Source organism: Mesorhizobium sp. Primo-A (assembly GCF_003997175.1).
Classification (GTDB): domain Bacteria; phylum Pseudomonadota; class Alphaproteobacteria; order Rhizobiales; family Rhizobiaceae; genus Mesorhizobium; species Mesorhizobium ciceri.
This window is the reverse complement of sequence record NZ_RZTG01000001.1, coordinates 364,754-391,183: the sequence shown is the minus strand read 5'-3', so window position 1 is coordinate 391,183 and position 26,430 is coordinate 364,754. Positions and strand designations below refer to the sequence as shown.

27 protein-coding genes, 1 tRNA gene and 1 pseudogene are annotated in these 26,430 nt (G+C 62.0%); 19 read left to right on the top strand and 10 right to left on the bottom strand.

Annotated features, from left to right (window positions below):
• Nucleotides 1-283: 283 nt before the first annotated feature.
• Nucleotides 284-1,750, top strand: coding sequence for a trigger factor (tig, locus tag EOC83_RS01785; protein WP_013532009.1), 1,467 nt, complete (start codon nt 284-286; stop codon nt 1,748-1,750).
• 160 nt (nt 1,751-1,910) lie between these two features.
• On the top strand, nt 1,911-2,435 hold the full coding sequence (locus EOC83_RS01780) for a hypothetical protein (RefSeq protein ID WP_013532008.1): 525 nt from the start codon (nt 1,911-1,913) through the stop codon (nt 2,433-2,435).
• A 119-nt stretch (nt 2,436-2,554) separates the two neighbouring features.
• Here the strand turns inward: EOC83_RS01780 and EOC83_RS01775 are convergent.
• Together EOC83_RS01775 and radC are read right to left on the bottom strand one after the other, a co-directional pair.
• Nucleotides 2,555-3,331, bottom strand: a pseudogene (locus EOC83_RS01775) (glutamine amidotransferase).
• A gap of 110 nt (nt 3,332-3,441) precedes the next feature.
• The gene (gene radC, locus EOC83_RS01770; protein ID WP_013532006.1) at nt 3,442-4,203 is read right to left on the bottom strand and encodes a DNA repair protein RadC; all 762 of its coding nucleotides are present in this window, start codon (nt 4,201-4,203) and stop codon (nt 3,442-3,444) included.
• Nucleotides 4,204-4,452: 249 nt separating this feature from the next.
• Between radC and EOC83_RS01765 the strand changes: the two genes are divergently transcribed.
• Complete coding sequence (locus EOC83_RS01765) at nt 4,453-5,310, top strand: MipA/OmpV family protein (RefSeq protein ID WP_013532005.1); 858 nt, start codon at nt 4,453-4,455, stop codon at nt 5,308-5,310.
• A 42-nt stretch (nt 5,311-5,352) separates the two neighbouring features.
• Nucleotides 5,353-6,114, top strand: coding sequence for a response regulator transcription factor (locus EOC83_RS01760; RefSeq protein ID WP_063167867.1), 762 nt, complete (start codon nt 5,353-5,355; stop codon nt 6,112-6,114).
• Here EOC83_RS01760 and EOC83_RS33135 read toward each other — a convergent pair.
• Nucleotides 6,081-6,530 carry a hypothetical protein gene (locus EOC83_RS33135; protein ID WP_245441331.1) on the bottom strand — a complete coding sequence of 150 codons (450 nt, stop codon included), beginning with the start codon at nt 6,528-6,530 and terminating at the stop codon, nt 6,081-6,083. The two genes, EOC83_RS01760 and EOC83_RS33135, sit on opposite strands and share 34 nt — an antisense overlap.
• 6 nt (nt 6,531-6,536) lie before the next feature.
• Between EOC83_RS33135 and EOC83_RS01755 the strand changes: the two genes are divergently transcribed.
• Nucleotides 6,537-7,436 carry a HAMP domain-containing sensor histidine kinase gene (locus EOC83_RS01755; protein WP_245441330.1) on the top strand — a complete coding sequence of 300 codons (900 nt, stop codon included), beginning with the start codon at nt 6,537-6,539 and terminating at the stop codon, nt 7,434-7,436.
• 27 nt (nt 7,437-7,463) lie between these two features.
• Here EOC83_RS01755 and map read toward each other — a convergent pair whose 3' ends face one another.
• Nucleotides 7,464-8,291 (bottom strand): type I methionyl aminopeptidase, encoded by an 828-nt coding sequence (map, locus tag EOC83_RS01750; RefSeq protein ID WP_013532002.1) that lies wholly within the window; start codon nt 8,289-8,291, stop codon nt 7,464-7,466.
• 243 nt (nt 8,292-8,534) lie between these two features.
• Here map and EOC83_RS01745 point away from each other — a divergent pair, with 243 nt between their 5' ends.
• The 5 genes from EOC83_RS01745 to EOC83_RS01725 all read left to right on the top strand — a co-directional run bounded on the left by EOC83_RS01745 (nt 8,535) and on the right by EOC83_RS01725 (nt 11,677).
• Entirely contained in the window at nt 8,535-8,831 is a 297-nt protein-coding gene (locus EOC83_RS01745) for a DUF982 domain-containing protein (RefSeq protein ID WP_013532001.1), read from the top strand.
• Between the two features lie 191 nt (nt 8,832-9,022).
• A complete protein-coding gene (locus EOC83_RS01740; RefSeq protein ID WP_013532000.1) occupies nt 9,023-9,286 on the top strand; it encodes a DUF6074 family protein in 264 nt (87 codons plus the stop codon).
• Between the two features lie 322 nt (nt 9,287-9,608).
• On the top strand, nt 9,609-10,835 hold the full coding sequence (locus tag EOC83_RS01735; RefSeq protein ID WP_063167868.1) for a pilus assembly protein TadG-related protein: 1,227 nt from the start codon (nt 9,609-9,611) through the stop codon (nt 10,833-10,835).
• Nucleotides 10,836-10,854: 19 nt separating this feature from the next.
• Nucleotides 10,855-11,280 carry a TadE/TadG family type IV pilus assembly protein gene (locus tag EOC83_RS01730; protein WP_032808908.1) on the top strand — a complete coding sequence of 142 codons (426 nt, stop codon included), beginning with the start codon at nt 10,855-10,857 and terminating at the stop codon, nt 11,278-11,280.
• A complete protein-coding gene (locus EOC83_RS01725; protein WP_013531997.1) occupies nt 11,270-11,677 on the top strand; it encodes a TadE/TadG family type IV pilus assembly protein in 408 nt (135 codons plus the stop codon). The genes EOC83_RS01730 and EOC83_RS01725 overlap by 11 nt, the downstream gene beginning before the upstream one ends.
• 810 nt (nt 11,678-12,487) lie before the next feature.
• Here EOC83_RS01725 and EOC83_RS01715 read toward each other — a convergent pair.
• From EOC83_RS01715 to phaC, 3 genes are all read right to left on the bottom strand, one after another.
• Nucleotides 12,488-12,562 (bottom strand) — tRNA-Glu (locus EOC83_RS01715).
• A 301-nt stretch (nt 12,563-12,863) separates the two neighbouring features.
• Nucleotides 12,864-14,114, bottom strand: coding sequence for a YcbK family protein (locus tag EOC83_RS01710; protein ID WP_032808955.1), 1,251 nt, complete (start codon nt 14,112-14,114; stop codon nt 12,864-12,866).
• Between the two features lie 215 nt (nt 14,115-14,329).
• On the bottom strand, nt 14,330-16,165 hold the full coding sequence (gene phaC / locus EOC83_RS01705) for a class I poly(R)-hydroxyalkanoic acid synthase (protein ID WP_063167870.1): 1,836 nt from the start codon (nt 16,163-16,165) through the stop codon (nt 14,330-14,332).
• A 97-nt stretch (nt 16,166-16,262) separates the two neighbouring features.
• Here phaC and EOC83_RS01700 point away from each other — a divergent pair, with 97 nt between their 5' ends.
• The 8 genes from EOC83_RS01700 to recJ all read left to right on the top strand — a co-directional run bounded on the left by EOC83_RS01700 (nt 16,263) and on the right by recJ (nt 23,465).
• Nucleotides 16,263-16,655, top strand: coding sequence for a hypothetical protein (locus EOC83_RS01700; protein WP_063167871.1), 393 nt, complete (start codon nt 16,263-16,265; stop codon nt 16,653-16,655).
• Between the two features lie 44 nt (nt 16,656-16,699).
• Nucleotides 16,700-17,917 carry an LL-diaminopimelate aminotransferase gene (locus EOC83_RS01695; protein ID WP_013531991.1) on the top strand — a complete coding sequence of 406 codons (1,218 nt, stop codon included), beginning with the start codon at nt 16,700-16,702 and terminating at the stop codon, nt 17,915-17,917.
• Between the two features lie 47 nt (nt 17,918-17,964).
• On the top strand, nt 17,965-19,278 hold the full coding sequence (locus EOC83_RS01690; RefSeq protein ID WP_013531990.1) for a homoserine dehydrogenase: 1,314 nt from the start codon (nt 17,965-17,967) through the stop codon (nt 19,276-19,278).
• Between the two features lie 133 nt (nt 19,279-19,411).
• Entirely contained in the window at nt 19,412-19,768 is a 357-nt protein-coding gene (locus EOC83_RS01685) for a hypothetical protein (RefSeq protein ID WP_024505708.1), read from the top strand.
• 71 nt (nt 19,769-19,839) lie between these two features.
• On the top strand, nt 19,840-20,007 hold the full coding sequence (locus EOC83_RS01680) for a Thivi_2564 family membrane protein (protein ID WP_013531988.1): 168 nt from the start codon (nt 19,840-19,842) through the stop codon (nt 20,005-20,007).
• Nucleotides 20,008-20,211: 204 nt separating this feature from the next.
• A complete protein-coding gene (gene glpX, locus EOC83_RS01675) occupies nt 20,212-21,195 on the top strand; it encodes a class II fructose-bisphosphatase (protein WP_013531987.1) in 984 nt (327 codons plus the stop codon).
• 73 nt (nt 21,196-21,268) lie between these two features.
• A complete protein-coding gene (locus tag EOC83_RS01670) occupies nt 21,269-21,502 on the top strand; it encodes a DUF6434 domain-containing protein (protein ID WP_063167872.1) in 234 nt (77 codons plus the stop codon).
• 178 nt (nt 21,503-21,680) lie between these two features.
• The gene (recJ, locus tag EOC83_RS01665) at nt 21,681-23,465 is read left to right on the top strand and encodes a single-stranded-DNA-specific exonuclease RecJ (RefSeq protein ID WP_063167873.1); all 1,785 of its coding nucleotides are present in this window, start codon (nt 21,681-21,683) and stop codon (nt 23,463-23,465) included.
• A gap of 7 nt (nt 23,466-23,472) precedes the next feature.
• Here recJ and EOC83_RS01660 read toward each other — a convergent pair whose 3' ends face one another.
• The 3 genes from EOC83_RS01660 to folE form a co-directional block, all read right to left on the bottom strand.
• On the bottom strand, nt 23,473-24,447 hold the full coding sequence (locus tag EOC83_RS01660; protein ID WP_174299064.1) for a patatin family protein: 975 nt from the start codon (nt 24,445-24,447) through the stop codon (nt 23,473-23,475).
• 81 nt (nt 24,448-24,528) lie between these two features.
• The gene (gene hisI, locus EOC83_RS01655) at nt 24,529-24,990 is read right to left on the bottom strand and encodes a phosphoribosyl-AMP cyclohydrolase (protein WP_013531983.1); all 462 of its coding nucleotides are present in this window, start codon (nt 24,988-24,990) and stop codon (nt 24,529-24,531) included.
• Nucleotides 24,991-25,025: 35 nt separating this feature from the next.
• Nucleotides 25,026-25,661: a GTP cyclohydrolase I FolE gene (folE, locus tag EOC83_RS01650; RefSeq protein WP_013531982.1), complete on the bottom strand. Its 636-nt coding sequence runs from the start codon at nt 25,659-25,661 to the stop codon at nt 25,026-25,028.
• A gap of 240 nt (nt 25,662-25,901) precedes the next feature.
• On the opposite strand from folE, the gene EOC83_RS01645 reads away from it, so the two are divergent.
• Nucleotides 25,902-26,348 (top strand): iron-sulfur cluster assembly scaffold protein, encoded by a 447-nt coding sequence (locus EOC83_RS01645; protein ID WP_063167874.1) that lies wholly within the window; start codon nt 25,902-25,904, stop codon nt 26,346-26,348.
• Nucleotides 26,349-26,430: the final 82 nt, after the last annotated feature.

The window sequence follows — 26,430 nt, the reverse complement described above, 5'->3', positions numbered from 1 at the left end:
GGTTATCGCTGGGATGCGAAGACTGTTGAAAATTGGCCTCGCCTGTGACAAAAGGCGTGTCAAATGTGACGGGACGCGACGATCCGCTTCTGCAGAATGTGATAAGAAGTAGGAAAAACAAGAACTTATTCACATTTTGGAACGCAGTTTGGGAGAGTTTGAGCCGGGTTTTCGGTCAAATCGCCAGGTTCCGTACCAAAAGCCATTCCCGGCAAGAATATACCGGCAGGCTGTGAACGGCAGAGGCCGTGGCAGTCTCATTGGTGAAAACAAAGGTTTTACGATGCAGGTCACCGAAACGCTCAACTCCGGTCTCAAGCGAGAGATCAAGATCACCGTGCCGGCCGGTGACATGGAAGCCAAGCTGATGGCGCGGCTTTCGGATGCCCGCAACAAGGTCCGCATCAACGGCTTCCGTCCAGGCAAGGTGCCGGTGCAGCACCTGCGCAAGGTCTACGGCAAGTCGTTCATGGCCGAAGTGGTCAACGAAATCCTCAACGATTCGACTCGTTCGATCATTACCGGGCGTGGTGAAAAGGCTGCCATGCAGCCTGAAGTCATCATGACCGAGGACGAGAAGGAAGCCGAGAAGATCCTGGCCGGCGGCGCCGACTTCGAATTCCGCCTCAACTACGAGATCATCCCGGCGATCGAGATCAAGGACTTTTCCGACATCAAGGTGACGCGCCAGGTGTTCGACGTGCCTGATGCCGAGATCGACGAGCAGGTCCAGCGCGTTGCCGAATCGGCGCGCAGCTACGAGCCGAAGACCGGCAAGGCCGCCAATGGCGACCGTGTCACCATCGACTATGTCGGCAAGATCGACGGCGAGGCCTTCAATGGCGGCGCCGGCACCGATCAGCCGCTGGTGCTAGGCTCGAAGGAATTCATCCCCGGCTTCGAGGATCAGCTTGTCGGCGCCAAGGCCGGCGACGAAAAGCAGGTCACCGTGACTTTCCCGGAAAACTACCAGGCGGCGCATCTGGCCGGCAAGGAAGCGACCTTCGATGTCACGGTCAAGGAAGTGTCCCAGCCCGGCGCGCTGGAAATCAACGACGAGACCGCCAAGAACCTCGGCCTGGAGTCGCTGGAGCGCCTGCGCGACGTCGTGCGCGGCCAGATCGAGAACCAGTTCGGCGCCATGACGCGCCAGAAGGTCAAGCGCCAGCTGCTCGACCAGCTCGACGCGGCTTATTCGTTCGAGGCGCCGTCGAAGCTCGTCGACGCCGAGTTCAACAACATCTGGGCGCAGGTCAATCGTGATCTGGAAGCAGCCGGACGCACCTTCGCCGACGAAGAGACGACGGAAGAAGAGGCGCGCGCCGAGTATCTGCGGCTTGCCGAGCGCCGCGTGCGCCTCGGGCTGGTGCTGGCTGAAATCGGCGAGAAGGCCGGCGTGACCGTATCGGACGAAGAGCTGCAGCGCGGCCTGTTCGAGCAGGTGCGGCGCTATCCAGGAAACCAGCAGCAGGAAGTCTTCGAGTTCTACCGCAACAACCCGGAAGCGTTGAACACGCTGCGGGCGCCGATGTTCGAGGAAAAGGTGGTCGACCATCTGCTCGGTCAGATTTCGGTCACCGACGTCAAGGTCAGCAAGGAAGAGCTGATGGCCGACGACGAAGAGGACGAGACCGCCGTCAAGGCGAAGCCGGCGAAGAAAGCCGCCGCCAAGAAGGCCGACGCCAAGACGGCCGACGACGCGGAAGAGCCCAAGAAGAAGGCCGCGCCGAAGAAGAAGGCCGCCGAATAACACCAGCGCTCCGCTGAAACAGGAAGGCCGCCCTCGAGGCGGCCTTTTTCGTTGCCAAACTGCAACAGCCGCCATGCTTCGCGAGCGACGGCCTGTGGCGACCAAGCTTTGATCATTATCTGCGCTTCTATTGCAAGCCGCTTGGTTGTTGGAGGGCGTGTTGAGACTGTTCGTCGAATTGGGACACGCTTCGGCAATCGCGCTGATCCTTATCTCGGTCTGCGGCATTGCCCAGGCCGGCACGGTGCCTGACAACTGGCGCTTCGGCACGAGTGAAGACGGCCTCGTGACGGCCTCGCTCTACGCCACCAACAAGCTGATCACCGGCGGCGGTGCCTTGAGCTACAGCCCGATCCTGACGATTGCCTGCCGGGCAAACGGCGAGCCGCATTGGACTGAATGGCTGCAACTGAACGACGCTGTTTCGGCCAGCCGCAAGATCACCATGTCGATTACGGTCGATCAGGAGAGCAAGTTCGACGAAAGCTGGTCGGTCGGGCCGCGCGGCCGGATGCTGGTGCGCGATGGCGCCGATGGCATCAGGCGCCTTGTCGCCGCGAACCGGCTCCAGCTTTCGTGGCGGTTCGGGCTGCTGGCGGGGCGCGGCGAGGCCGATTTCGACCTCGCCGGGTTCGGCGAAGCGGTCAGCCAGGTTGCCGGAAACTGCAACACCGATCCGCCGTGAACGACCGTGAGGCGAAGGCGGCAACGGCCGAGCTCGCCGTTCCCGGTGATGCTGATCGGCTTCAAACCTTTGTTCTCATACATGTCGTTGCCTCAAAAACGCACTTTGGGGCGACATCATCAAACGGCGTTGCTGACCCAGCGGAGCACGTTGGTCCAAAGCCGCGCATAGCCGGGCCATTCGACAAAACTGTTCGGCAGCCAGTGCGGTCCGATGTCCGACGTCCAGACCAGCGTGCGCCCTTCGCCGTGACGCCCGGTGACCAGCAGGGGATGGCCGCCCTGGTCCTGCGGCAGCCGCGCCAGAACCTCGACATCGTCGCGATCGCGGGCGACGACCTCGTTGGCGCCGAGCAGCAGCGGCCATTCGCCCTCAATGCCGGCAAAAAGCGGATGGTCTCTTGAGCCAGTGATCTCGGGACGAAAGCCCTCCGGAATTTCGAGGCGGTCATCATTGGGAAGGCAGGTCACCGGCAGCGCCTCCTCGACCGCCGTGCGATGCCAGCGCGCCTTGCCGTCCATGCCTTGGAAGCCTAATTAACCGCCGATCATGATCAGGCCGCCGCCGGCCAGCGTCCAGTCGCGCAGGAGCTTGAGCCGGTTCGGCACTGTCTTGCCGTGCAGCCAGACATCGGGATGAAGCAGCAGCGAGTTTGCGCCAATGTCGGACAGGATGATCGTCCTGTATTGCGACAGCCCTTCCATGGTGAAAGGCAGCTTCTCGACGGCCTCATGAGCGGGCATGTAGTCGAGATCGAATTCGCTGTCCTTCAAGGCGTCGACCAGGGGCGTTGCCCCGAGATGGAAGGTGACGCTGCCGAACTGGTCGAACCCCTTGTAGTGGGTCGCCGAACTCACCCAGCTTTCGCCGACAAGAAGGACTTTTGTCTTCGCCATGATCGTGCTCTCCTGATTCCGCCAGTCGCTTGTTCTAGCCGGTTTCGCCCGCCCCGATCTCTGGGATCGTGTGGTCGGGGTCGATCGGCGTTGGCGCCGGCCCTGCCACCTCAGATCAGCAGCAGGCCCTTCATGCTGGCATATCCCTTCCGCCCGATGATGATGTGGTCGTGCACCGCGATGCCCAGCCGCTTGCCCGCGTCGATGATCTCCTTCGTCATCTCGATGTCGGCGCGCGATGGCGTCGGGTCGCCTGACGGGTGATTGTGGACCAGGATAATGGCAGTCGCCGAGAGTTCGAGCGCCCGCTTGATCACTTCTCGCGGGTAGACAGGCGTGTGGTCGACAGTACCCGTCTGCTGCACCTCGTCGGCGATCAGCGCGTTCTTCTTGTCGAGGAACAGGATGCGGAACTGCTCGCGCGCCTCGAAGGCCATTGCTGAGCGGCAATAGTCGAGGAGCTGCTGCCAGGACGAGAGGATCTCGCGGCCGTGGACCTCGCCGCGTGCCATGCGCTGCGCCGTTGCGGCGAGGATTTTCAGGTCGAGTGCCACCGCAGGGCCGATGCCCTTGACCTCCTGCAGCAGGCCCACCGGGGCGCCAAGCACTTCGGCCAGCGTGCCGAAGCGTGCCAGCAGCGCCTTGGCCGCCGGTTTGGTGTCGGCACGAGGGATCAGGCGAAAGAGCAGAAGTTCCAGAAGTTCGTAATCGGGCAGGGCGTCCGGACCCGCCAGGGCAAAGCGCTCGCGCAAGCGGTCGCGATGGCCGAGGTAATGCGGCTTTTCGTCGAGCGTCGCCTTGGCTTTCGCAGCAGGCCGCATCGGCGCTTCGGAGAAGAAACTCCGCTCGTCATCGTCGCTTGTGTTCCCCATACCCCGCCCACATTGCTCCGGCACAGACATTAGAGCTGTTCTGGCCTGGATTGAAACAGTTCCGTTCTCCGATCGCGAGACGATCCACGGCAGATCGTGGCAGCCCACTGTCAGCCTAGGGCCTCCCTATACGGCAAGATGAAACCACGATTGCGCAACAAAACTTAACATCACTTAACGCATGCGGCCACTTTCACCTGACATGGTGACGCCATCGGAGGCTCTTTGCCTCGCTATACTGGAGCACGCATGTTCGCCAAAATTGACTCTGGACTATTTGCCGGCCGGGCATCTCTTGCGGTCATGGCAATCCTGCTTTCAGCCCATTCGGACGGCGCGCTGGCGGCAGACGCCATTGCGGTGAATTCCGATGATTTTACCCTGCCGCCCGAGCCTTCCCGTTTCGGGCGCTTCGAACAGAAACTGTCCGACTGGCACGTCGTGCTCGGCGGCGGCGCCATCATCGTCCCCAAATACGAGGGCAGCAATGAGTTCAAGATCATGCCGGTGCCTTTCGTCACGGCGACATTCCTCGACACGGTGACGATCGATCCGACTGGTGCCAACATCGCCGTTTATGAACAAGGACCGTTCGCCTTCAGCGCGCGGCTTGGCTATGAGATGGGCCGCAAGGAAGACGACTCCGACCATCTGCGCGGCTTGGGGGATGTCGACATGGGCGCGACGGTCGGCGTGAAGGCAGCGGCGAAGTTCGGTCCGGCCGAAATATTCGCGCAGCTGGACAAGACCATCGGCGGCAGCGATGGCCTGGAGGGCAGGGTGGGGATCGAGGTGACCCGGCCTCTGTCTCAATCGTTGATGATCGGCGCCAGCGCGTCCGCCGTGTTCGCCGACGAAAATTACATGCAGGCCTATTTTGGTGTCACGCCCGAGCAATCGGCTCGCTCGGGGCTGGCGCGCTATGATGCCGGCGCCGGTTTGAAGCGCGCCGATTTTTCGATTTCCGCCACATATATGCTCGACGAGAACTGGATGGTGCGCGGCGAAGCGGGGGTCGGCGTTCTCTTGGGTGACGCTGCCGACAGCCCCGTCGTCGTCGAAAAGATCCAGCCTTCAGGGATGCTTCTCGTCGGATATCGGTTCTGACGCCTACCCAGGGCACCAAATGCAAGCTGGACAAGCTCCGGAATGGCACAGCAACGGCACCAAAGCGATTTGAGCGCCGAATCCAGGTCGGCAAGGCAAGGTTCGCGCATCCTCATTGTCGAAGACGATCTGGAGATCGCACGCATGCTGGGCGACACGCTCACCGACAACGGCATGACTGTGGAAATTGCCGAGAGCGGCGTCCAGATGAATGCCGCGCTTCGCACCCAGAAATTCGATCTCATCGTGCTCGATGTCATGTTGCCGGGCGAAAACGGTCTCAACATCTGCCGCCGCCTTCGTGCCGCAACCAACATTCCGATCCTGATGCTGACCGCGCTCGGCGAGGAAATCGACCGCATCTTCGGGCTGGAAATCGGCGCGGACGACTATGTGACGAAACCGTTCAGCGCGCGTGAACTGACGGCCAGGATACGGGCGCTGCTGCGCCGTACAGCCTATGATCCCGACGAGCGGGACTGGTCGAAGGTACTTCGTTTCAACGGCTGGCGCCTTGATCCCATACGCCGGCAATTGCATGACCCCAACAATGCGCGGGTGACGACCACGACGCATGAATTCGACCTGTTGCTTGCGTTTTGTCGCAATGCAGGCCGGGTTCTCTCTCGTGAGGAACTTCTGGGCGTAACCCATGCCGGGCTCGCGGGGCCGATCGAGCGTAGCGTCGATGTCCATATCAGTCGAATCCGCAGGAAGATCGAAAAGGATGCGCGCGATCCGGTGCTTTTGAGGACCGTTCGGTTGGGTGGCTACATCTTCACCGCGACGGTGGAGGAAGCATAAGGGATTTCATCCGCCGTTTCTTGCCACAGTCCGTGCGTGGGCAGTTTGTGGCAATCATTTTCATCGCGGTGATCGTGATCATGTTCGTCGGTTCGGTCGTCGAGAGTTTCATAGAGAACGCCGATCTTCCCGCCGCGGAAGATAACGCCGGGCGTGCGGCCGTTGTTGCTGCCTTGTTGCAAGAAACGCCGGCGCAGGCGCGTGGCGCAATTCTGGCGACAGCAAAGCGGGCCGGCTTTGATTTCGAGATATTGCCCAAGGACCGGATAACCGGCATTCCCCAGTCCTATCTGCAATGGCGAAGTGTCGAATGGCTTTTGCGTATCGACAGGGGGACGGTTGAGGGACGCTGGATAAGGATCGGCGGCCGATACGCGTTTGTCATCGACCTCGACCAGCAGGACGTCCTGGCCCATTTCGGCATGCCCGATTCCTGGCTGACATCGGGCCTCGTCCGTGCCTCGTTCTACAGGTTCATGGCTTTCGTTGCCTTGCCCGTGCTGATCTGGCTGTTTGCGGTTTGGGCCGTGACGGATCCGTTGAAGCGCATCTCGGCGGCAGTCGGTTCGGCCGAGATCGAGAATGGCGACCAGCTCTTCGTCGAACACGGCTCCATTGAAATGGTGGGGTTGGCGCGCGCCCTGAACAGGATGAGGACGCGTATCCGCACGATGATCGAAAACCGCACGCGCATGTTGCGCAGCGTCAGTCATGATCTGCGCACGCCTTTGACGCGGCTGCGGCTTCGCGCCGAGCGCATGGATGATGGCCCAATCCGAACCGCAATCCTGTCCGATGTCCAGCACATCGAAATCTTGATCGATGAGACCCTTACCTACCTGCGCAACGATGTTTCGACGGAGAAGCTGCAGCGCGCCGATATTGCCAGCGTTCTGCAAACCGTCTGCGCCGAATTCTCCGATGTCGGATTTCCTGTCTCATATTCCGGGCCGGACCGGCTTCTGGGCTGGTGCAAGCCCAATGCATTGGCGCGTGCGATCGCCAATCTTTGCGACAACGGGGTCAAATTCGCTGGCAATGTCACGGTCGCCTTGACGGCGACCGGCACGGCGGCGCGCATCACGGTAGGGGACGACGGGCCGGGTATTCCGATGACGGCACGTGCCCGTGTTTTCGAACCATTCTTCAAGGAAGATGCGTCGCGCGGCATTGCGTCGAAGCATGGCTTCGGTCTGGGCCTCTCGATCGTTGCCGACATCGTCCAGGGGCACGGCGGCAGGATCGAATTGGAGGACAACCAGCCCAGCGGACTGGTCGTTACCATCGACCTGCCGAATGCCGCGGATGTGCAGTCGGCATAGACGGCCTCCCGCCGGGTAAGGTGCGCTCTAAGCCGGCAGGCCGGGGCGATCGAGCTTTTTGGGCGACAGCGTGAAAATCTCGCACCCTGTGTCGGTCACGCCGATCGTGTGCTCGTACTGCGCCGACAGCGAGCGGTCGCGCGTTACCGCGGTCCAGCCATCCGACAGAACCTTCACGTGCGGCCTGCCCAGATTGATCATCGGCTCGATGGTGAAGATCATGCCTGGCCGCATCTCGACGCCTTCATTGGCGCTGCCGTAATGCAGGATGTTCGGCGCGTCATGGAACAACTGGCCGACGCCGTGGCCGCAGAAGTCGCGCACCACCGAGCAGCGCTCGCCTTCGGCAAAGGTCTGGATGGCGGCGCCGATGGCGCCGGTGCGGGCGCCCGGCCTGACCGCCGCAATGCCGCGCATCAGGCATTCATGCGTGACTTCGAGCAGCCGCTCGGCGGCGCGCTTGATCGTGCCGACCGGATACATGCGCGAAGAATCGCCGTGCCAGCCGTCGAGGATGTAGGTGACGTCGATGTTGACGATGTCGCCATCCTTGAGCGGCTTGTTGTCGGGAATGCCATGGCAGACGACATGGTTGATCGAGGTGCAGGATGATTTCGTGTAGCCGCGATAGTTGAGCGTCGCCGGCAGCGCGCCGTGGTCCATGCCGAATTCGAAGACGAAGCGGTCTATTGCTTCGGTGGTGACCCCGGGCTGGACCATCGGCACCAGCTCGTCGAGGCAGCGCGCGGTGAGATCGCATGCCTTGCGCATGCCGGCAAAGCCGTCCTCGCCATAGAGGCGGATCTGGCCGGTATTTCTGAGCGGGGCCGTGGCAGCGTCGAGATAGGTGACCATTTTGTCCGTGTAGCGGGTAGGGCCCTGCAAGAGAGCCGACGTGAAGATCTCCCCAGATTTGGCACTTGAGGGCAAAAGGTTCAAGGAAGAACTGCCCGATGCACCCGCACAGTTCGAGATATTCGCCTTGCATGGGCGGTTCAGCGACCCAAGTGACGACACATTTCTGGGCCAAAAGCCGGTCAAAGCAACTTTTGACGACGAACGGCGTTGCTGCGGTGGCGCCAGTTCGGGAGACAGGAAATGGACAGACTGCAATTCGAGGTGCCGGTGCGCATAGCGCCCGCGCCCGGCCTGCCGGTCGAGGAGATCTACGGCGTCGAACAGGCGCTCGATTTTCTCCAGGACTGGCCTGCGCGCCGTCAGGGCCCGATCTACCAGAAAGCCTTCAACGCCTGCTTTGGGGCCACGGTAGACGTGGTCAAGACCGAGGATGCTTGCCGGGCGTTCATGGCGTTTTGCCGGGCCAGCGGACTGATGGCCAGGGATATGATGACGCCGCGCAAGCGCGGCGGTGAGGCGAGGGCGCTCCAGGCCTAAGGGCCGCCGCCGTTTCGCCTGCCCCCCACTGCAACCAATGAAGCGCGTTTGACGCACAGGCGATGTCGCGAGCGTATCGTTGCGTCCCCGCACCCACGTCAGCGCCGTTAAGCTTCCGTTTCCACCTTCCCGGCTACGCCATTGCTTGTTGGCAATGGTTGATTCGTTGCGTCAGTCTCATGGTTCGGAAGATGTCCCCAGAAAAAATCCGTGCATTCCCGATCGACCGTCAGGTATTCTTGGTCAGAGAGGTTGCTGCCAAGCTCGGCAACCTGCATGGCGAGACCGCCACCTCGTTCTGGAGGGCCAAGGCGTCGGAGTTGCTCGATCTTGTGGTCGGCTCCGGCAGGGACAGAACAGCAGCCAGCGATGAAGTGCGCAGGTTTTTCCAAGCCGTGCAAAGAGAGATGTCGGCCGGGGTGGTTGCGGAGCCGATGCCGATTCTTTCCGCTTGAAGAAAATCCTGCACAGCTTTGGCTTCCCACTGCATTCTCCAACAGTGCGAGCAGCAACACATCGGTGTTTGCTGCCTTCGACGGCAAGTTCGCTGATCGGGTGCGAACCCATGGCTGCCTATCGCAGGCGGATGCTCTAGGACATCGATGCTCTCTCTCGCCGCCTCCCGCTGGCCCTAGCCCTTCTCGCTTGCCAGGAAGTGCGCTCGCGCGTTGATCAGCCAGCGAAGCACTTCTTTTTTGAAGCCAATGGACCACTGCTCAAAAATGCACCGAACTTTTTAGCCATTCGTTCATTTATGCGTGCTTTCTAATCTAAGCCATGGCCTTGAATAGCTTCACCCGTGTTCGGCTTGTAATGGACGCCATGCGCCGGAGCACGGGCGCAAATGTCGCCACCATTTTTGCCCTCACCTTGCCGGTCGTTGTCGGCGCTGCGGGCTTCGGCGTCGAGACCTCCTATTGGTACTACAACAGCCTGAGATTGCAGGCGACGGCCGATGCAGCCGCCTATGCCGGAGCGCTCGAACAGATTTCGGGTTCCGACAAGCCGACGATCGTCGCGGCTGCGACCCAGTCCGCGGCGTCGAACGGGCTGGGCTCGGGCACGATCGTCGTCAATACGCCGCCCGCGTCCGGACCGAATACGGCGAAAAAAGCGGTCGAGGTGATCGTCGGCCAGAAGCTCGACCGGATGTTCACCCTGATCTTCACACAGGAAAAGGTTCCCGAACAGGCGAGGGCGGTGGCCGTCATTACCGATGCCTCGAGTGCTTGCATGCTCGCGCTCGATCCGTCCGCGTCGCAGGCGGTGCTGTTTTCCGGCAGCACCAGCGTTAAGCTCACCGGCTGCTCGGTCATGTCCAATTCCATCGCCTCCGACGCCATCAAGCTTCAGGGCGCGGCCGGTCTGCAGGCCGATTGCCTGATATCGGCGGGCGGTGTCTCTCTCAGCAATCCCGTCACCACCGTCTGCGCGGCCCCGATCACCCAGGCACTGCCCGCCGGCGATCCCTTTGTCGACCTGCCGGCCCCGGTGGCCGCGACCCCCTGCCTGAACGACAACAAGGCGACGCTCGGTCCAGGCACCTATTGCAGCGGCATGAACCTGAAGGGCAACGTCACGCTTTCGCCCGGCGTTTATGTCGTCCAGGGCAATCTCAAGATAAACGCCAACGCGGCCATCACCGGCGCCGGGGTGACCATCTTCATGTCCGGCAGCTCGACCGTCAGCATGAATGGCAATGCGTCCGTGAAGCTCAGCGCGGCGACTTCGGGCACCTACTCAGGCGTTCTGTTCTACGGCGACAGGACCGGCATGAGTGCATCCAGCACATTCAACGGCACAGCGGACTCGCTTTTGACCGGGGCCATCTATTTCCCCAAGCAGCAAGTGAGCTATCTTGGCAACTTCTCGGGCAATGGCGGCTGCACCAGGGTCGTCGCAAATACGATTCAATGGTCCGGTAATTCAACCATCAATCAGGATTGCTCGAGCCTCGGAGTGCCCAACATTCCAGCCGCGCGGTCCGTGGCACTGTCCGAGTAGCTCCGTGGGGCGCCGGTCGATGCCGATCCTCGGCGATGATTCGGGCGTTGCGGCGGTCGAGTTCGCGATGGTGCTGCCCATTCTGTGCCTGGTGCTGCTTGGTATTCTGGACGGCTGGTCCTACATAACGAGTTCACTGTCGATGCGCGCCGGTGTGAAGACGGCCGCGAACCTGGTCATGAGCGGATCGACCGATGATGCGGCGACCCAGGCCCTTGCCATTGCGAGCTGGGAAAATCGGCCGGAAGACGGCCAGGTCACGCTAAGCCACATCCGTATGTGCGGGACGACCGTGGTCGACGCTTCCACCATGTGCAGTGGGCCCAAGGTGCCGTCGATCTATGTCCAGATACAGGCATCGGGCACCTGGGTGCCGCCAATTGCCTTCGGCGCCTTTGCCGCTCCCACCGTCATCGGTCACCAGGAGGTGATCCGTGTCCGCTAGGGTAAGCGCGTTGCGGCGGGATCGATCGGGCGGGGCCGGGCTGGAGTTCGCGCTGATCGCCCCCTTCCTTGTCATGCTGCTGTTCGGAATATTCGCCTTTGGCTGGTCGATGCACTCGGTCTCCAGTGTTCGCTATACGCTGGAGACGTCAGCGCGCTCGCTGCAGCTTAAGAACACGCTGACCCAGGCCGACATTCAATCGATCGCCACGCAGAAATTGCAGGCCTTGGGGTTCAAGGACGTGAACGTCACGATCGCCATCGACCCGGTGAGCGGCGGCTTCCGCATGGCGCATCTGACCGCCGCCTATGCCTTCGTCATCGACTTCCCCTACTTCAGTTCCTTCCCGATCAACTACGCGACAACCGTTACCGTGCCGCTGCTTGGCAGCGGCTAGGCTGTGGCCTGATAGCCTCGCGCGCCGGGGCTCTGCCAATGCACCGGTTTGGCGGTCGTGGCGCAAGCTTGGCACTCGGCCTGCTTTTTATGGCACGGGGCTAGCTAATATATTCGTTAGTGCTAATATTAAGATTACGTTACGTCATGTTCGACCATCTGTCGGGTGCAATGTGGGGGTTCCAATGAGAGTGGCTGTATTGTGCGCGGCTGTTGTTTTCGCTGCGACCGGTGTCGCTGTTGCCAAGGAAAAGAAGGCGGCGGTCAGTGACGCTGCCGCCTTGTGTTCCACGAAACCGTCGACCAAGAAGCCCGTTGCAAATCTGGACTGCGGTTTCACCGGAACCGCCAAATCGGAAGATAGCGGGGCAAAGGCAGAGCCGCGTCTCGGATACGACTCCAATCCGTGGATCATAACAGGCTTTTGACTTTGCACTGTCGGATGCCGGTTGAAGCGCTGAAGAGGGTCGTCTTGAGCGGCGCGCGACCCGTTCTCATGTAGGCTCCCGCACGCAAACTAGGCAAATAAATACGGACTTGCCACTCGGGGCTTCGCCCCGTTGTCGCAATGCCGTGAAAGCCCAACTCGACCGTGCAATAAAAAGCCCGCCACGGGGGCGACCTGCGGCGGGCTCTTGGAGCGGCTACATCCCTTAGGAATCGACCACTTTGTAGCAGGATTATGACCCGTGTGGCCGCGTTGGCCTATGGTGTGATCGCGGAAGACTGCGCGTCAGTTGAAGAGAGCAGCAGAGAGCCAAGCGAAATTGCCGACATTGGGAGGGAGGTTTGCGCCAAACGCAAATTTTTCTGGTACGCCCAAGGGGAATCGAACCCCTGTTACCGCCGTGAAAGGGCGGTGTCCTAACCGCTAGACGATGGGCGCGCTCAGACGAAGCGGCTTATACTGGCGTTGTGCGCAACCGGCAACCCGTCAGGTGCCACCTTGGACAACTTTTTTCCAGGCCTGCCAAATCAACGGTTTGCCGAGGGCTGGCAGGCTTGACGATTAGCGGCGACACCCATCGTTTCGTCATCCACGGGCGGAGCAAGGAGCGCTCCGTCGCGAAGACCCGAGGATGACGAAGTTGGGGACGCTTCAGCCTATCTCGAATGTTCAGGAGGCTGGAACGATATTGCCGGAACGGCCTTGGCGGCTGACAGGCGTAGGCCGTCAAATAGCGCTGCTAGCCGTCACCGCCGCTGCGCCGGCGGCAGCGCCAGTTCCAGTCGCGCTCGGGACCGACGTCGACGTGAACCGATTCTGTGTGGCAGTATGTGCCGACACCGCCGCGACCGGGCATGCTTCTGATGTAGCTCGCCAGTTCCCATTTCGAAACGCCGGGAACCTGGATGTCGGCGGCGGCGCAATACATGTGCAGCGAATTCTTGGCGCCGTTGGCGCGCCGGTTGCGGGCCGGGTCGCGATAGCCTGACGTCACCGTCATCTTGCGGCCGTAGTGGCCTTCGATCGTCTTCAGCACGCGCACCAGCGACGGCTTCAGGCAGGCCACATCGACGCTTTCGTTCTGCTTGAGCAGCCCGTTGGGCGCCAGCCGGGCCATGCCGGCGGCGGACGCAACCTGATAGGAGCCGCCCACTGGCCCCTCATCCTCGTTGAGGTCGACGTCGCTTTCGTCATCGAGGCCCGACTTGCGCTTGATCTCGAACAGGGCCGTCTGGCGCACGCCGGGCAGGGCATCGCTGCCGGTGATGTGACCGCTATCGCCACCGAGCGAAGCCAGTTGTACCGGCTTGGCCGTGGAATCGGCCGAGGCAAGCGTGATGATCGGTTTTGCCGCTGCTGGCGTCGCTTTTGCCTGCGCCGGGGGCTGCTCGCCCGTCCGGGCGTTGCTGATGAGGGGGGCTGGTGTCGCCGAGGCTGGCGTTGCGCCAAACATCGAGGCGAGGAAGCCTTTCTTCTTTGGTGCTTCGGCCTGCGGCATCTCGCCAGCCGTCACATAGACCGGGTTGTTCATGGCCGGAGCGGCAGCGGGCTTCGGCGCCGCCACGTCGCCGTCGGCCGCGGCAATCTGCTGGGCTACCGCATCGGTCTGCTGCGCGGTCTGTGCCTGCTGCGTCAGCGACTGCGGCGTGTTTCCAACGATGGTTTCGGCGCCCGCCGGCATGGTCAGCGGAAAGGCAGCTCCCGGTTTGGACACAGGCACATAGGCGACCTTTTCAGGCAGCGCCGTGTCGCTTGCCGTCATCACGGTCGTCTGCTCCGTCGTGACATCAGACGAATCGGAGGCGGCGATCGCCTTGCCGCTGGAGGCCGCGTTTACGTCCGATGCGGTGGCATTGTAGCCGGGCATTCCGACCGACATTGCCGGGTCGCCAGCCGAAGTGCAGGAGGCCAGAAGCAAGGAGCAGAGCGCTGCCACAATGGCGCGGCGTTCTCCCTTTGCGAGGCTCCATCCTGCTGATTTCAAAGTCAAATTCCCCCTCGATGTCCGGTCGGCATATCTTGGCGCGGCATGCATGCGTCGCTGCCAAGGTGACCTTTGTCTCCGATCCGGAAACGAGACCTGTGTCAAATCCGCAAGCCTGGAAGTATTTTTGCAGTGATTGCCGAATTACGGCCGCTTGATGGTTGACGACACCATTTCGCCCGCTTTTGGCGGCCCGTCAACTCACCACACATTACAGTCCGTTACACACGGACCTTCACATAGGTGCCCGGAGCATCACCCAAAGTTTTCATATGCTTGCCCGGTTTGCGGGCAGGCACGCGGGTGTTGTCCTTGGCCTCTATCCAGCCTTGCCAGTGCGGCCACCAGGATCCTGGATGGTCGGTGGCATTGGCTATCCACTGGCTGAAGTCGCCCGTCGGCGTAGCCCCGGTCCAATACTGGTATTTGTTGGATGCCGGCGGATTGACGACACCGGCGATATGGCCCGACCCCGCCATCACATACTCGACCGTGCCGCCGAAATATTTCGAGCCGAGGAACACCGAAAGCGCCGGCGCGATGTGATCTTCCTTGGAGGCGAGGTTGTAGACCGGGATGGTGATGTCGCCGAGCGAGACCGTGCGGCCCGCCAGTTCCATCGTGCCTTGCGAAAGGTTGTTCTCGAGATAGCAGTTGCGCAGGTAGAAAGAGTGGTTGGCTGCGGCCATGCGGGTGGAATCGGCATTCCAGTAGAGCAGGTCGAAGGGCAGGGGATCCTTGCCGCGCATGTAGTTGTTGACGACATAGGGCCAGATCAGGTCGCCTGAGCGCAGCATGTTGAAGGCGGTCGCCATCTTGGTGCCGTCGAGATAACCCTTTTCGCTCATCGACTTTTCCACTGCCGCGACCTGTTCTTCGTCGACGAACACCTTCAGGTCGCCGGCATAGGTGAAGTCGACCTGCGTGGTGAAGAAGGTCGCCGACTTGATGCGGTCGTCGCCCTCTTGCGCCATCAGCGCCAGTGCCGCCGCCAGGAGCGTGCCGCCGACGCAATAGCCGATCGCGTTGACGTCGCGTTCGCCGGTGGCCTTCTCGACCGTGTCGAGGCCGTATTGCAGACCCTCGCGGATATAGGCTTCCCAGCTCTTGGTGCCGTGGCGCTCGTCCGGATTGACCCAGGAGATGACGAACACGGTGTGGCCCTGTTCAACCGCCCAGCGAATGAAGGATTTCTGCGGGTTCAGATCGAGGATGTAGAATTTATTGATCCATGGCGGGCAGATCAGCAGGGGCCGCTTGAGCACCGTCTCGGTCGCCGGTTCGTACTGGATGATTTCGGCGACGTCGCTGCGGCCGACCACCTTGCCGGGAGTGGTGGCGATGTTCCTGCCGATCTCGAAGGGCGAGTAGTCGGCCTGCCGCAGCTTCAGGTCGCCCTTGCCGGCGGCGATGTCCTCGGCCAGCATCTTCATGCCGCGCACCAGGTTTTCGCCGTTCGAGGCGACGGTTTCGCGGAACAGTTCCGGATTGGTCAGGATGAAATTCGACGGCGAGATGGCGTTGGACACCTGCTTGACGTAAAAGCCGGCCTTGTGGCGGGTGTGCTCGTCAAGACCTTCGGCGTGCTCGACCAGATCGGCCGCCCAGCGCGAGGTGACGAGATAGGCCTGCTTGAGGAAATCGAAGAAGGCGTTGCGGCCCCATTCCGGGTCGAGGAAGCGCTTGTCGCCGCGCTCCGGCTTGACCGCGTCTTCGGTGTCTTGCGCGGCGTTGCTGGTGCGCTGAATGGCGTTGGCCCAGACCGTCATATAGCCGGAGAACAGCCGCGTCTGCGCTTCCAGCGCGCGCTGCGGATCGGCAAGCCAGTATTCGCTGAGCTTGGAAAAGGTCTTCACCATATCGACGACGGGCTCGGCCACATGGTCGCGCACGTCGCCTTTTTCACGCGGCTCGGCCCAGGCGGAAGCGGCCTTGCCGGCCTGCTCGATCATGCGCGCCATGTTCAGGGCGAAGCGTTCCGGGTCCTTCACCAGATATTGCTCGACGGTCGAAGGCTGGTCATCTTCCGCTTTGCCCGAATCGGGTGTTTTGGACATGGTTGGCGGGGTTCCTCCCGAGGCCTTTTCTTGACATATTAACATGGGACATCCGACCGGGCCAATCTCGCTCTACCTCGGCTGCCAAGGAAACAATATGACGATTAATATTGGCGAGACTGTTTTTTTCGGTGCCGGACGTTTTTGCCGCATCGGCGCGGCGATCGTCCTCATCGGCATTGCCGGGTGCTCGAGCACCAACACGAATGGCCCGACGCCTGTCGCTGTGGGTGCGGGACCGAAGGATACCGGCACCTTCCCGAACCTGAACATCAAGCCGCAAGTGGCGGCGCCGCAGTTCACCGAAGCCGAGAAGAACGCCAAGCTCGCGCAATTGAAGGCGGATGAGAATGCGCAGGCGGCAAAGGGCGGCGGCCCCAAGGTCGTCAACCAGGCGGCGCTGACGGATCTGGCCAAGAAGCATGGCGACGAAACGCTGAAGCAGATCGAAGCCAAATGCGACCCCGCCCTCGACCCTACCTGCAAATAAGTATATAGCGCGCGCCCAACACCCCTTCGCTGTCTGGAACTGCCATGGAAGAATTTCACAAGGTTCGCCGGCTTCCGCCTTACGTGTTCGAGCAGGTCAACCGGCTCAAGGCCAGCGCCCGATCGCGTGGCGCCGACATCATCGACCTCGGCATGGGCAATCCGGACCTGCCGACGCCCAAGGCTATCGTCGACAAATTGTGCGAGGTCGTGCGCGACCCGCGCACGCATCGCTATTCCTCGTCGCGCGGCATTCCGGGCCTGCGCCGCGCCCAGGCCGCCTACTATGGCAGGCGCTTCGGCGTGAAGCTCAACCCCGACACGCAAGTGGTGGCCACGCTCGGTTCGAAGGAAGGCTTCGCCAACATGGCGCAGGCGATCACCGCGCCCGGCGACGTGATCCTGTGCCCGAACCCGACCTATCCGATCCATGCCTTCGGCTTTATCATGTCGGGCGGCGTCATCCGCTCGCTGCAGGTGGAGCCGGACGACGGTTTCATTCCGGCGCTCGAGCGCGGTGTCAAGCATTCGATCCCGAAGCCGCTGGCGCTGATCCTCAACTATCCGTCGAACCCGACAGCGCTGGTCGCCTCGCTCGATTTCTACAAGGATGTGGTCGCCTTCGCCAAGAAGAACGACATCATCATCCTGTCCGACCTTGCCTATTCGGAGATCTATTTCGACGGCAATCCGCCGCCTTCGGTGCTGCAGGTGCCTGGCGCGATCGACGTTTGCGTCGAATTCACCTCCATGTCGAAGACCTTCTCCATGCCCGGTTGGCGCATGGGCTTTGCCGTCGGCAACGAGCGGCTGATCTCGGCGCTGACGCGGGTGAAGTCCTACCTCGATTACGGCGCCTTCACGCCGATCCAGGTGGCGGCGGCACACGCGCTCAACGGCGACGGCGCCGACATCGCCGAGGTACGCGACATCTACCACAAGCGCCGCGACGTGATGGTCGACGCCTTCGGCCGCGCCGGCTGGACCATTCCGGCACCGGCGGCATCGATGTTCGCCTGGGCGCCGATCCCGGAGCCGTTCAAGCATCTCGGCTCGCTCGAATTCTCCAAGCTGCTCATCGAACATGCCGACGTGGCCGTGGCGCCCGGTGTCGGCTTCGGCGAGCATGGCGACGAATTCGTGCGCGTTGCTCTGGTCGAGAACGAGCACAGGATCCGGCAGGCGGCGCGCAACATCAAGCGCTTCCTGTCGACCAGCGCCAAGCAGCCCAACAATGTCGTGCCGCTCTCCGCTCACCGGTAAGCTTGCCGCACGCAAATTCGATCTGACTTTGAGGGACGTCGCCGGACATGGCTGAAGCATTGCGTGTTGGAATTGCCGGCCTCGGCACGGTCGGTGCATCGGTGGCGCGCGTGCTGCGCGACAAAGCGGTGGAACTGACCCGCCAGTGCGGCCGTGACGTGATCGTCACCGCCGTCTCGGCGCGCGACCACAAGCGCGATCGGGGCGTCGATTTGAGCTCTGCAAAGTGGTTCGACGATCCGGTCAAGATGGCCCAGACCGCAGAAATCGACGTGTTCGTCGAACTGATCGGCGGCGACGAGGGCCCGGCGCGCTCATCGGTGAAGACGGCACTCGAAGCCGGCCGTCACGTCGTCACCGCCAACAAGGCGCTGCTGGCCAAGCATGGCGTGGCGCTGGCCGAGATCGCCGAGAAGAAGGGCGTGCTTCTCAACTACGAGGCGGCGGTGGCGGGCGGCATTCCCGTCATCAAGACGATGCGTGAGGCGATGGCCGGCAATTCGGTCACCCGCGTGTTCGGCATCCTCAACGGCACCTGTAACTACATCCTGACCCGCATGGAGGCCGAGGGCATCTCGTTCGATGCTTGCCTGAAGGACGCGCAGCGGCTGGGCTATGCCGAGGCTGATCCGACCTTCGACATCGAGGGCCACGACACGGCGCACAAGCTGTCGATCCTGACCAGCCTTGCCTTTGGCACCAGGATCGCCGCCAACGACATCTACATGGAAGGCATTTCCAACATCACCCAAGCCGACATCCGCGCGGCCGCCGATCTCGGCTACCGGATCAAGCTGCTGGGTGTCGCCCAGCGCACCGAGAGCGGTATCGAGCAGCGCGTGCATCCGACGATGGTGCCGACCGCATCGGTCATCGCGCAGGTGCATGGCGTCACCAATGCGGTGGCGATCGAAACCGACATTCTGGGCGAGCTGCTGCTGTCCGGCCCCGGTGCGGGCGGCAACGCCACCGCATCGGCCGTCATCGGCGACATCGCCGACATCGCCAAGAGCCGGCCAGGCTTCCAGCATGGTCCGGTCTTCGGCCGGCCGGCCAAGGAGCTGAAACCCTACAAGAAGGCGCAGATGCGCAGCCATGCCGGCGGTTATTTCATCCGGCTGACCGTGCACGACCGCATCGGCGTGTTCGCGGCAATCGCCAAGCGCATGGCCGACAATGACATCTCGCTGGAATCGATCGTCCAGCACGCAGTCAACGGCGAGGCGGCGGCACAGAAGACGGTGATCCTTGTCACCCACGAGACGACGGAGGCCGCCGTTCGCAAGGCGGTAGACGGCATCACCAAGGACGGACATCTGACCGACAAACCGCAGGTCATCCGCATCGAACGGGCAGGGTAGCTTTGTCCGACAGTCGCGCGGGACAAGAATTCCGCAGGCATTGAGGTCCGGTCTGGAGGCAGGCAGCTGCCACAGACCGGAACGAATTCGCGTCGACGCCGTTCTCTTGGTCACCAACCAGAGGAACCGCTTCATGGCTGACACCAACAAATCCGACACCCCCGATATCGACGACATCCAGAAGACGTTGGAAAAGCAGATTGCCGAACTGCGCAAGGAGATCACCAAGATCAACAAGAGCATTTCGGCGCGGGGCGCGGAGATGCTCGATGACGCCAGCGAACAGGCGTCCGAGTTGTACGACACCGCGGCGAACCGCGCTTCGCGTACGGCGCAACAACTGCGCAGCCAAGCCCAGGCTGTTTCGGAAGTCGCGCGCGAGAATCCTGGTACGACGACAGCTTTGGTCGGCGTGATCGGCCTGCTCGGCTTTCTGGCCGGCTTCGCCATTGCTCAATCGACGAACGATACCTCCCGCCGCTGGTATTGACCGCAGCGCAATAGGGCCGGGCTTCCGGCCTTTTCTGTTGTTTTCAGCAAATCACTTTTAAGGAGGACACCATGGCTTCGTCAGCGTTGATCGGCATCCTGATCACATTCCTCGTCATCATCCTCGTTCTCTATCTGGTTCAACGCCTGCCGCTCGATGGCCGGATGAGACAAATAGTTCAGGTCATCGTCATCATCATCGGCATCATTTCGCTGCTCAAATACCTCGCGGTTTTTTAGGCCGCGAAGGCCGCCATTCTCACCGTTTTAAGACTGGCCCGGCGCGTGGCGATCGGGCCGGTCGTGTTTCAAGACGTAGTTTAATCGATTGATATTGTTGGATATTCGATAATATTCGTGGCAGGTCTTGCCGTTGTCATGCTCGTTTGACAAAACAGGCCCGCCTCCGGCGGGAGGCCGCATTGCCAACGAGGAAATCACCAGATGAATGTGGCCCAGAACATCGTCGCCGGCCTTGACCGGATACTCACCATGGAACTGGTGCGCGTCACCGAACGGGCCGCCGTCGCGGCCGCCAGGCTGCGTGGGCGCGGCGACGAAAAGGCGGCCGACCAGGTCGCCGTGGATGCCATGCGCCAGGAACTCAACCGGCTTTCCATCAGGGGCACGGTGGTGATCGGCGAGGGCGAGCGCGATGAAGCGCCGATGCTCTATATCGGCGAAGAAGTCGGCTCCGGCAAAGGTCCGGCGGTCGATATCGCGCTCGATCCGCTCGAAGGCACGACGATCTGCGCCAAGAACCTGCCCAATGCGCTCGCCGTCATCGCCATCGCCGAAAAGGGCAGCCTGCTGTTTGCGCCCGATGTCTACATGGACAAGATCGCCATCGGTCCGGGCTATGCGGACGGCGTCATCGATATCGATGCCTCACCGGCCGAAAACATCGCCAGCCTCGCCCGCGCCAAGGGCGTGGCTATTTCGGACATCACCACCTGTATCCTCGACCGGCCACGTCATGCCAAGCTGATCGATGCCGTGCGCGCCACGGGTGCCGCGATCCGGCTGATCGGCGACGGCGATGTCGCCGGCGTCATCCACACCACGGATCCGGAAGAAACCGGCATCGATATCTATCTCGGCACTGGCGGAGCACCCGAGGGCGTGCTGGCCGCCGCCGCGCTGCGCTGCACCGGCGGCCAGATGCAGGGCAGGCTGATCCTCGACACACCGGAAAAGGTTGCTCGCGCGGCAAAGATGGGTATTTCCAATCCGAAACGGGTCTATCGGACGGAGGACATGGCGCGCGGCGATGTGCTGTTTGCGGCCACCGGTGTCACCGACGGCAACATGCTGGCTGGCGTCAAGTTCGGCCACAATTACATCACCACCCACACGATCGTGCTGCGCTCGTCGTCGCGGACGGTGCGCGAGATCAAGGCACGCCATCAGGACCTGGATAAGTTCTGACGCTTGCTTGCGAAGCCACCTTGCAATTGTTAGCCATTCGGGCGCACCCGATATTGGCTGCAAGGATTTGACGATGAAACCGTTCGACTGGCACGCGGATCCGATCTCGCGCGCCACCGCCATCACGCAGTCTTATCGCAACACCCAGAATGTGCGTCGCTTTCTCATCCGGGAATGCAGCTACGCATTCAGCTTCGACCGGCCTTTCATGGCCTGGCTCAAGGACGGTGTGGAAACGACGATGGGCGATGCGGCCGACGAATGGCTTCGGCGCCAGGCTGAAAAGCGGAAAGCGCAGTTTTCTTGACACTTCCCGGACGGCGCACACCGTGAATCGCTTGGCTTTGCCTGCCTTTGGCCTATAGAGCGTCGCATGAACGTGACACGATTTAAATCGTTGCCAATGCAGGTCGTCGCCCCAAAACCGCTGCGCACTTTTGGGCGACATGCACTATCGTGCGGCCAACGATGAGTTGGCAAAGCGTATGACCGGCGAAAAGCGCCTCTTCCTCGATGTCAGGCAGTCGGTATCAGGGGTTTCCTGGGAGCACCGGCTGACCGAGCGGCAGGACATGATCGCGCTCGCCATCGCGCAAGGCTACGGGGTACCCGATATCGTAGCACGGGTGCTTGCCGGCCGCGGCGTCACCGCCGAGCAGACCGAGCGGTTTCTCGATCCGACGATCCGCGATCTTCTGCCGGATCCGGCATCGCTGACCGACATGCACAGGGCGGCGGCCCGGATCGCCGCCGCGGTGATGGCCAGGGAAAAGGTGGCGATCTTCGGCGACTATGATGTCGACGGCGCCGCCTCGTCGGCCTTGCTGAAGCGGTTCCTCACGCATTTCTCGGTGCCGTCGGAAATCTACATCCCGGATCGTATTTTCGAGGGCTATGGCCCCAACCCCGACGCCATGCGCGAACTTGTTTCGCGTGGCGCGACACTGATCGTCACCGTCGATTGCGGCACCAACAGCGCCGCTTCCATCGATGCCGCCAATGAGGCCGGGGCCGATGTCGTGGTGCTCGACCACCACCAGGTCGGCGGTGCCTTGCCGGCGGCAATCGCTGTCGTCAATCCCAATCGCGACGACGACCTTTCCGGGCAGGGCCATCTCTGTGCCGCCGGCGTGGTCTTCCTCGCCCTTGTGCAGACGGCCAGGATCCTGCGTAGCCGCATGGCCGATGCTACGCCGCCGGACCTGCTTTCGCTGCTCGATATCGTGGCATTGGCCACCGTTTGTGACGTGGTGCCGCTGACCGGCGTCAACCGTGCCTTCGTGGTCAAGGGGCTGCAGATGGCGCGCCAGCAGAAGAACGAAGGGCTCGCGGCACTGGCACGGGTGTCGCGCATCGGCGAGCCGATCAGCACCTTCCATCTGGCCTATCTGATCGGCCCGCGCATCAATGCCGGCGGACGCATCGGCGATGCCGCACTTGGCAGCCGGTTGCTTGCGACCGACGACCCGGTCGAGGCGCGCACCATTGCCGAGACGCTCGACCGGCTCAACCAGGAACGGCAGCTGATGGAGCAGGAGATGCTCGCGGCGGCGCGCGCCGAGGCCGATGCGGAGCTCGCCGGCGGCAATGGCCCGGCTATCGTCGTCACCGCCAGCAACAGCTGGCATCCGGGCATCGTCGGTTTGCTCGCCTCACGGCTGAAGGATCATGCCCGCCGGCCCGCCTTCGCCATCGCCTTCAACGCCAACGGCATCGGCACCGGCTCGGGCCGCTCGGTCTCGGGTTTCGACCTCGGCCGGCTGGTGCGCGAGGCGGCGATTGCCGGTCTGATCGTCAAGGGTGGCGGGCATGGCATGGCGGCGGGCATCACCGTCGAGCGGGCGAGGCTTGGTGAGCTCAGGGCGTTTTTCGAAGAGCGGGCGGCAGCCGACGTGTTTCGCCTGCAGGGCGAGGAAAGCCTGGCCATAGACGGTGCGCTTGCCGCTGAAGGCGCGACACTCAGCCTACTCGACGCGCTGGAACAAGCCGGACCTTTCGGTGCCGGGCACGTGGCCCCTGTTTTCGCGTTGCCGCGCCACCGGTTGGCCGATGCGCGGCCGGTCGGCACCAATCACATCCGCGTCGAGCTGCAATCGGAAAGCGGCGGCCGGATCCAGGCGATCGCCTTTCGCGCCGTCGATACCGCGCTTGGCGAATTCCTGTTCAAGAACCGGGGCAAGACAATCCACGTCGCCGGTTCGCTGTCGGGAAATTACTGGAACGGCAACCGCACCGTTCAGTTTCGTATCACCGATGCGGCTCGTGCGTAGGTGTTGATCAGGCGAGAACTGTCTGCAGCCGGGTCAGTTCGCCGATCTGCGCCATCGTCGCCTGATAGCCGAGATTGATCGCCTCGTCGGCGCGGTGGAACTCGGTCAGGCCGATATGGCTGAGCTTCGGCTGTAGCGACATGTCTGGCGGATCGCCGGCAAGTCTTGCGCGCGAAATGCGGTCCTGGATGATGTTGAAGGCCTCGACCATGACGCCGGTGATGCCGAGCCGGGTCTGATGCGACTGGTGTTCGGGATCGCCATGTCCGGCCCTCGGCGCGTCCTTTTCGACGACCAGTTCGCCAGCGCTGTGCTTGATGACGGCGGCACGGCCGAACAGGTCATAGTGAAGGTTGACCGCCACGACGAGCGGCTGCTCGTAGGCGCGGCAGACCGAAACCGGTACGGGGTTGACCAGAGCGCCGTCGACCAGCACGCGGCCGTTGCAATTCACCGGCTCGAACACGCCGGGAAGCGCATAAGAGGCGCGCATGGCGGTGATCAATGAGCCGCTCGACAGCCAGATTTCGTGGCCCGTGCGGATTTCGGAAGTGACCGCGACGAACGGCTTGGCAAGGTCCTCGAAACGAATGCCGGCCATGTGCTCGCGCAGCCTTGCATCGAGTTTCATGCCGCCGAACAGGCCGCTGCCGCGTAAATTGAGATCGAGCAGGCCGAAAATGCGGCGCTTGGTCAGGCTGCGGGCGAATTCTTCGAGCTCGTCCAGTTTGCCGGCGAGATAGCAGCCGCCGACCAGCGCGCCGATCGAGGTGCCGGCGATCATCGATACTTCGATGCCGGCTTCATCCAGCGCGCGCAGCACGCCGATATGCGCCCAGCCGCGGGCGCACCCGCCACCCAAGGCGAGCGAAATGCCTGTTTTCTTTTGGGAGTTCGTTTCGGACGCGCCGCCTGACGAGGACAGGCCGTTGGCCTCCCTGACATCTGGTCTGTTACGCAATGACGCCCACTCGAGCATCATAATCTCCCTTGTCCCACGGCTACTATACGAGCGGGGCGTATCGAAATGATGAATCTGTGTCGTCGGTGTCAGGCAGAAGGTTCAAGCTGTTGGTTTCCGATACGTGTTTTCCGCATCGAACAGCGGCTTGCTGCCGTCGATGGCAAGCGTCCCTTTGCCGTCGACCAGCCCCACCGTCCGATAAAAGCATGAACGCCGGCCAGTGTGACAGGTTGCGTCGTGGCCCAACACTTTGACGCGCAACCATATGGCATCCTGGTCACAATCCGTGAGCATCTCGACGACATGCTGAAAATTGCCTGATGTTTCGCCCTTTTTCCAAAGCGCGCTGCGCGAGCGCGACCAGTAGTGGGCGATGCCGGTCTCAAGCGTCAGCGCCAGTGCTTGCGCGTTCATATGCGCAACCATCAACAGCATGCCGTCCGCGGCGTCTGTCACGACGACCGTGACCAGCCCGGCTGCATCGAAGCGCGGCGAAAACACCGCGCCTTCCTCGAGAGCCTTCTTGTCCGACGGAGCTTTTGGAAATTCCAGTGCCGACATCGCCGGTCCTTATTTTGATGGCCGGCGAGGGCCGATCAGACCCCGCCGCCGCGCACCATGGTGACGAAACGGACCTGCTCTTCGGGCGTGTCCTTGAAAACGCCGGTGAAGGTCGAGGTCAGCGTGGTTGATCCCTGCTTGCGGATGCCGCGCATGGCCATGCACATGTGCTCGGCCTCGATCATGACGGCGACGCCGCGCGGATTGAGCACGTCCTGGATGACGCCGGCGATCTGCGCCGTCAGCGCCTCCTGGGTTTGCAGGCGGTGGGCGAAGATATCGACGACACGCGCGATCTTGGACAGGCCGACGACCTTGCCGTCCGGAAGATACCCGACATGCGCCTTGCCGATGATCGGCACCATGTGGTGCTCGCAATGCGAATGGAATGTTATGTCCTTGACGATGACCAGGTCATCGTAGCCGGCGACCTCCTCGAAGGTGCGGCCGAGCTCGTCGGCCGGGCACATGTCGTAACCACCGAACATTTCGCGAAAGGCCTTTGCCACCCGCTTCGGCGTGTCGACCAACCCTTCGCGGTCCGGATTGTCGCCGGTCCAGCGCAAAAGTGTGCGCACGGCGGCTTCGACTTCGGCTTCGCTTGGCCGGTCGGTGACCGGCTTTTCCATATAGGCTGACTGTGGCATGAGCTTCTTGATGACGGCATCCATAAAGGCGTCTCCCGTAGTCCCTCTCGGCGGAGGAACGAGTTGAACGGACCACGACCTTTCGGTGTCGGAAACTCGCCCCGTTTCCAGCCCCGTAAGCGGCGTGAACTTCCCGGCAAGGACATTGGCTTTCGTCGTTCTTGTCGATACCGGACTGCCAGCATTATATAAGGTCATAGCGAGCGAAAGGAAGACACGACAGCGGCAATCGCTGTTCGCTTGGCGGCGACGGATTGGAAAATTATGATAAACGACGTCTACAACGCGAAAATTCTCGGTTTTGCCGGAAACATCGCCCGCATCGGCCGTCTCGATCATCCTGACGCGACCGCCAAGGCGCACTCCAAGCTATGCGGTTCGACCGTCACCGTCGACCTCAAGATGCAGGACGGCGTCGTCACGGACTTTGCCCATGACGTGAAGGCCTGCGCGCTCGGCCAGGCGTCGTCATCGATCATGGCGCAGCATGTCGTCGGCGCGAGTGCCGAGGAATTGCGCGCGGTGCGCGACTCCATGCTGAAGATGCTCAAGGAAAATGGCGCCCCGCCGGACGGCCGCTTTGCGGATCTCAGATATTTGGAGCCGGTGCGCGACTACAAGGCGCGGCACGCTTCGACCATGCTGACTTTCGATGCCGTGGTCGACGCGATCGGCCAGATCGAGAAGAAGCGCGCCGAAGAAGCGGCCTGACCTTGGGATTTGGCCGTCCACGGTGCGCAGGCTTCGCGCAGGCGCCCAAATCTTTGCTGCCACTGCTTGGCATTTGGCTGGA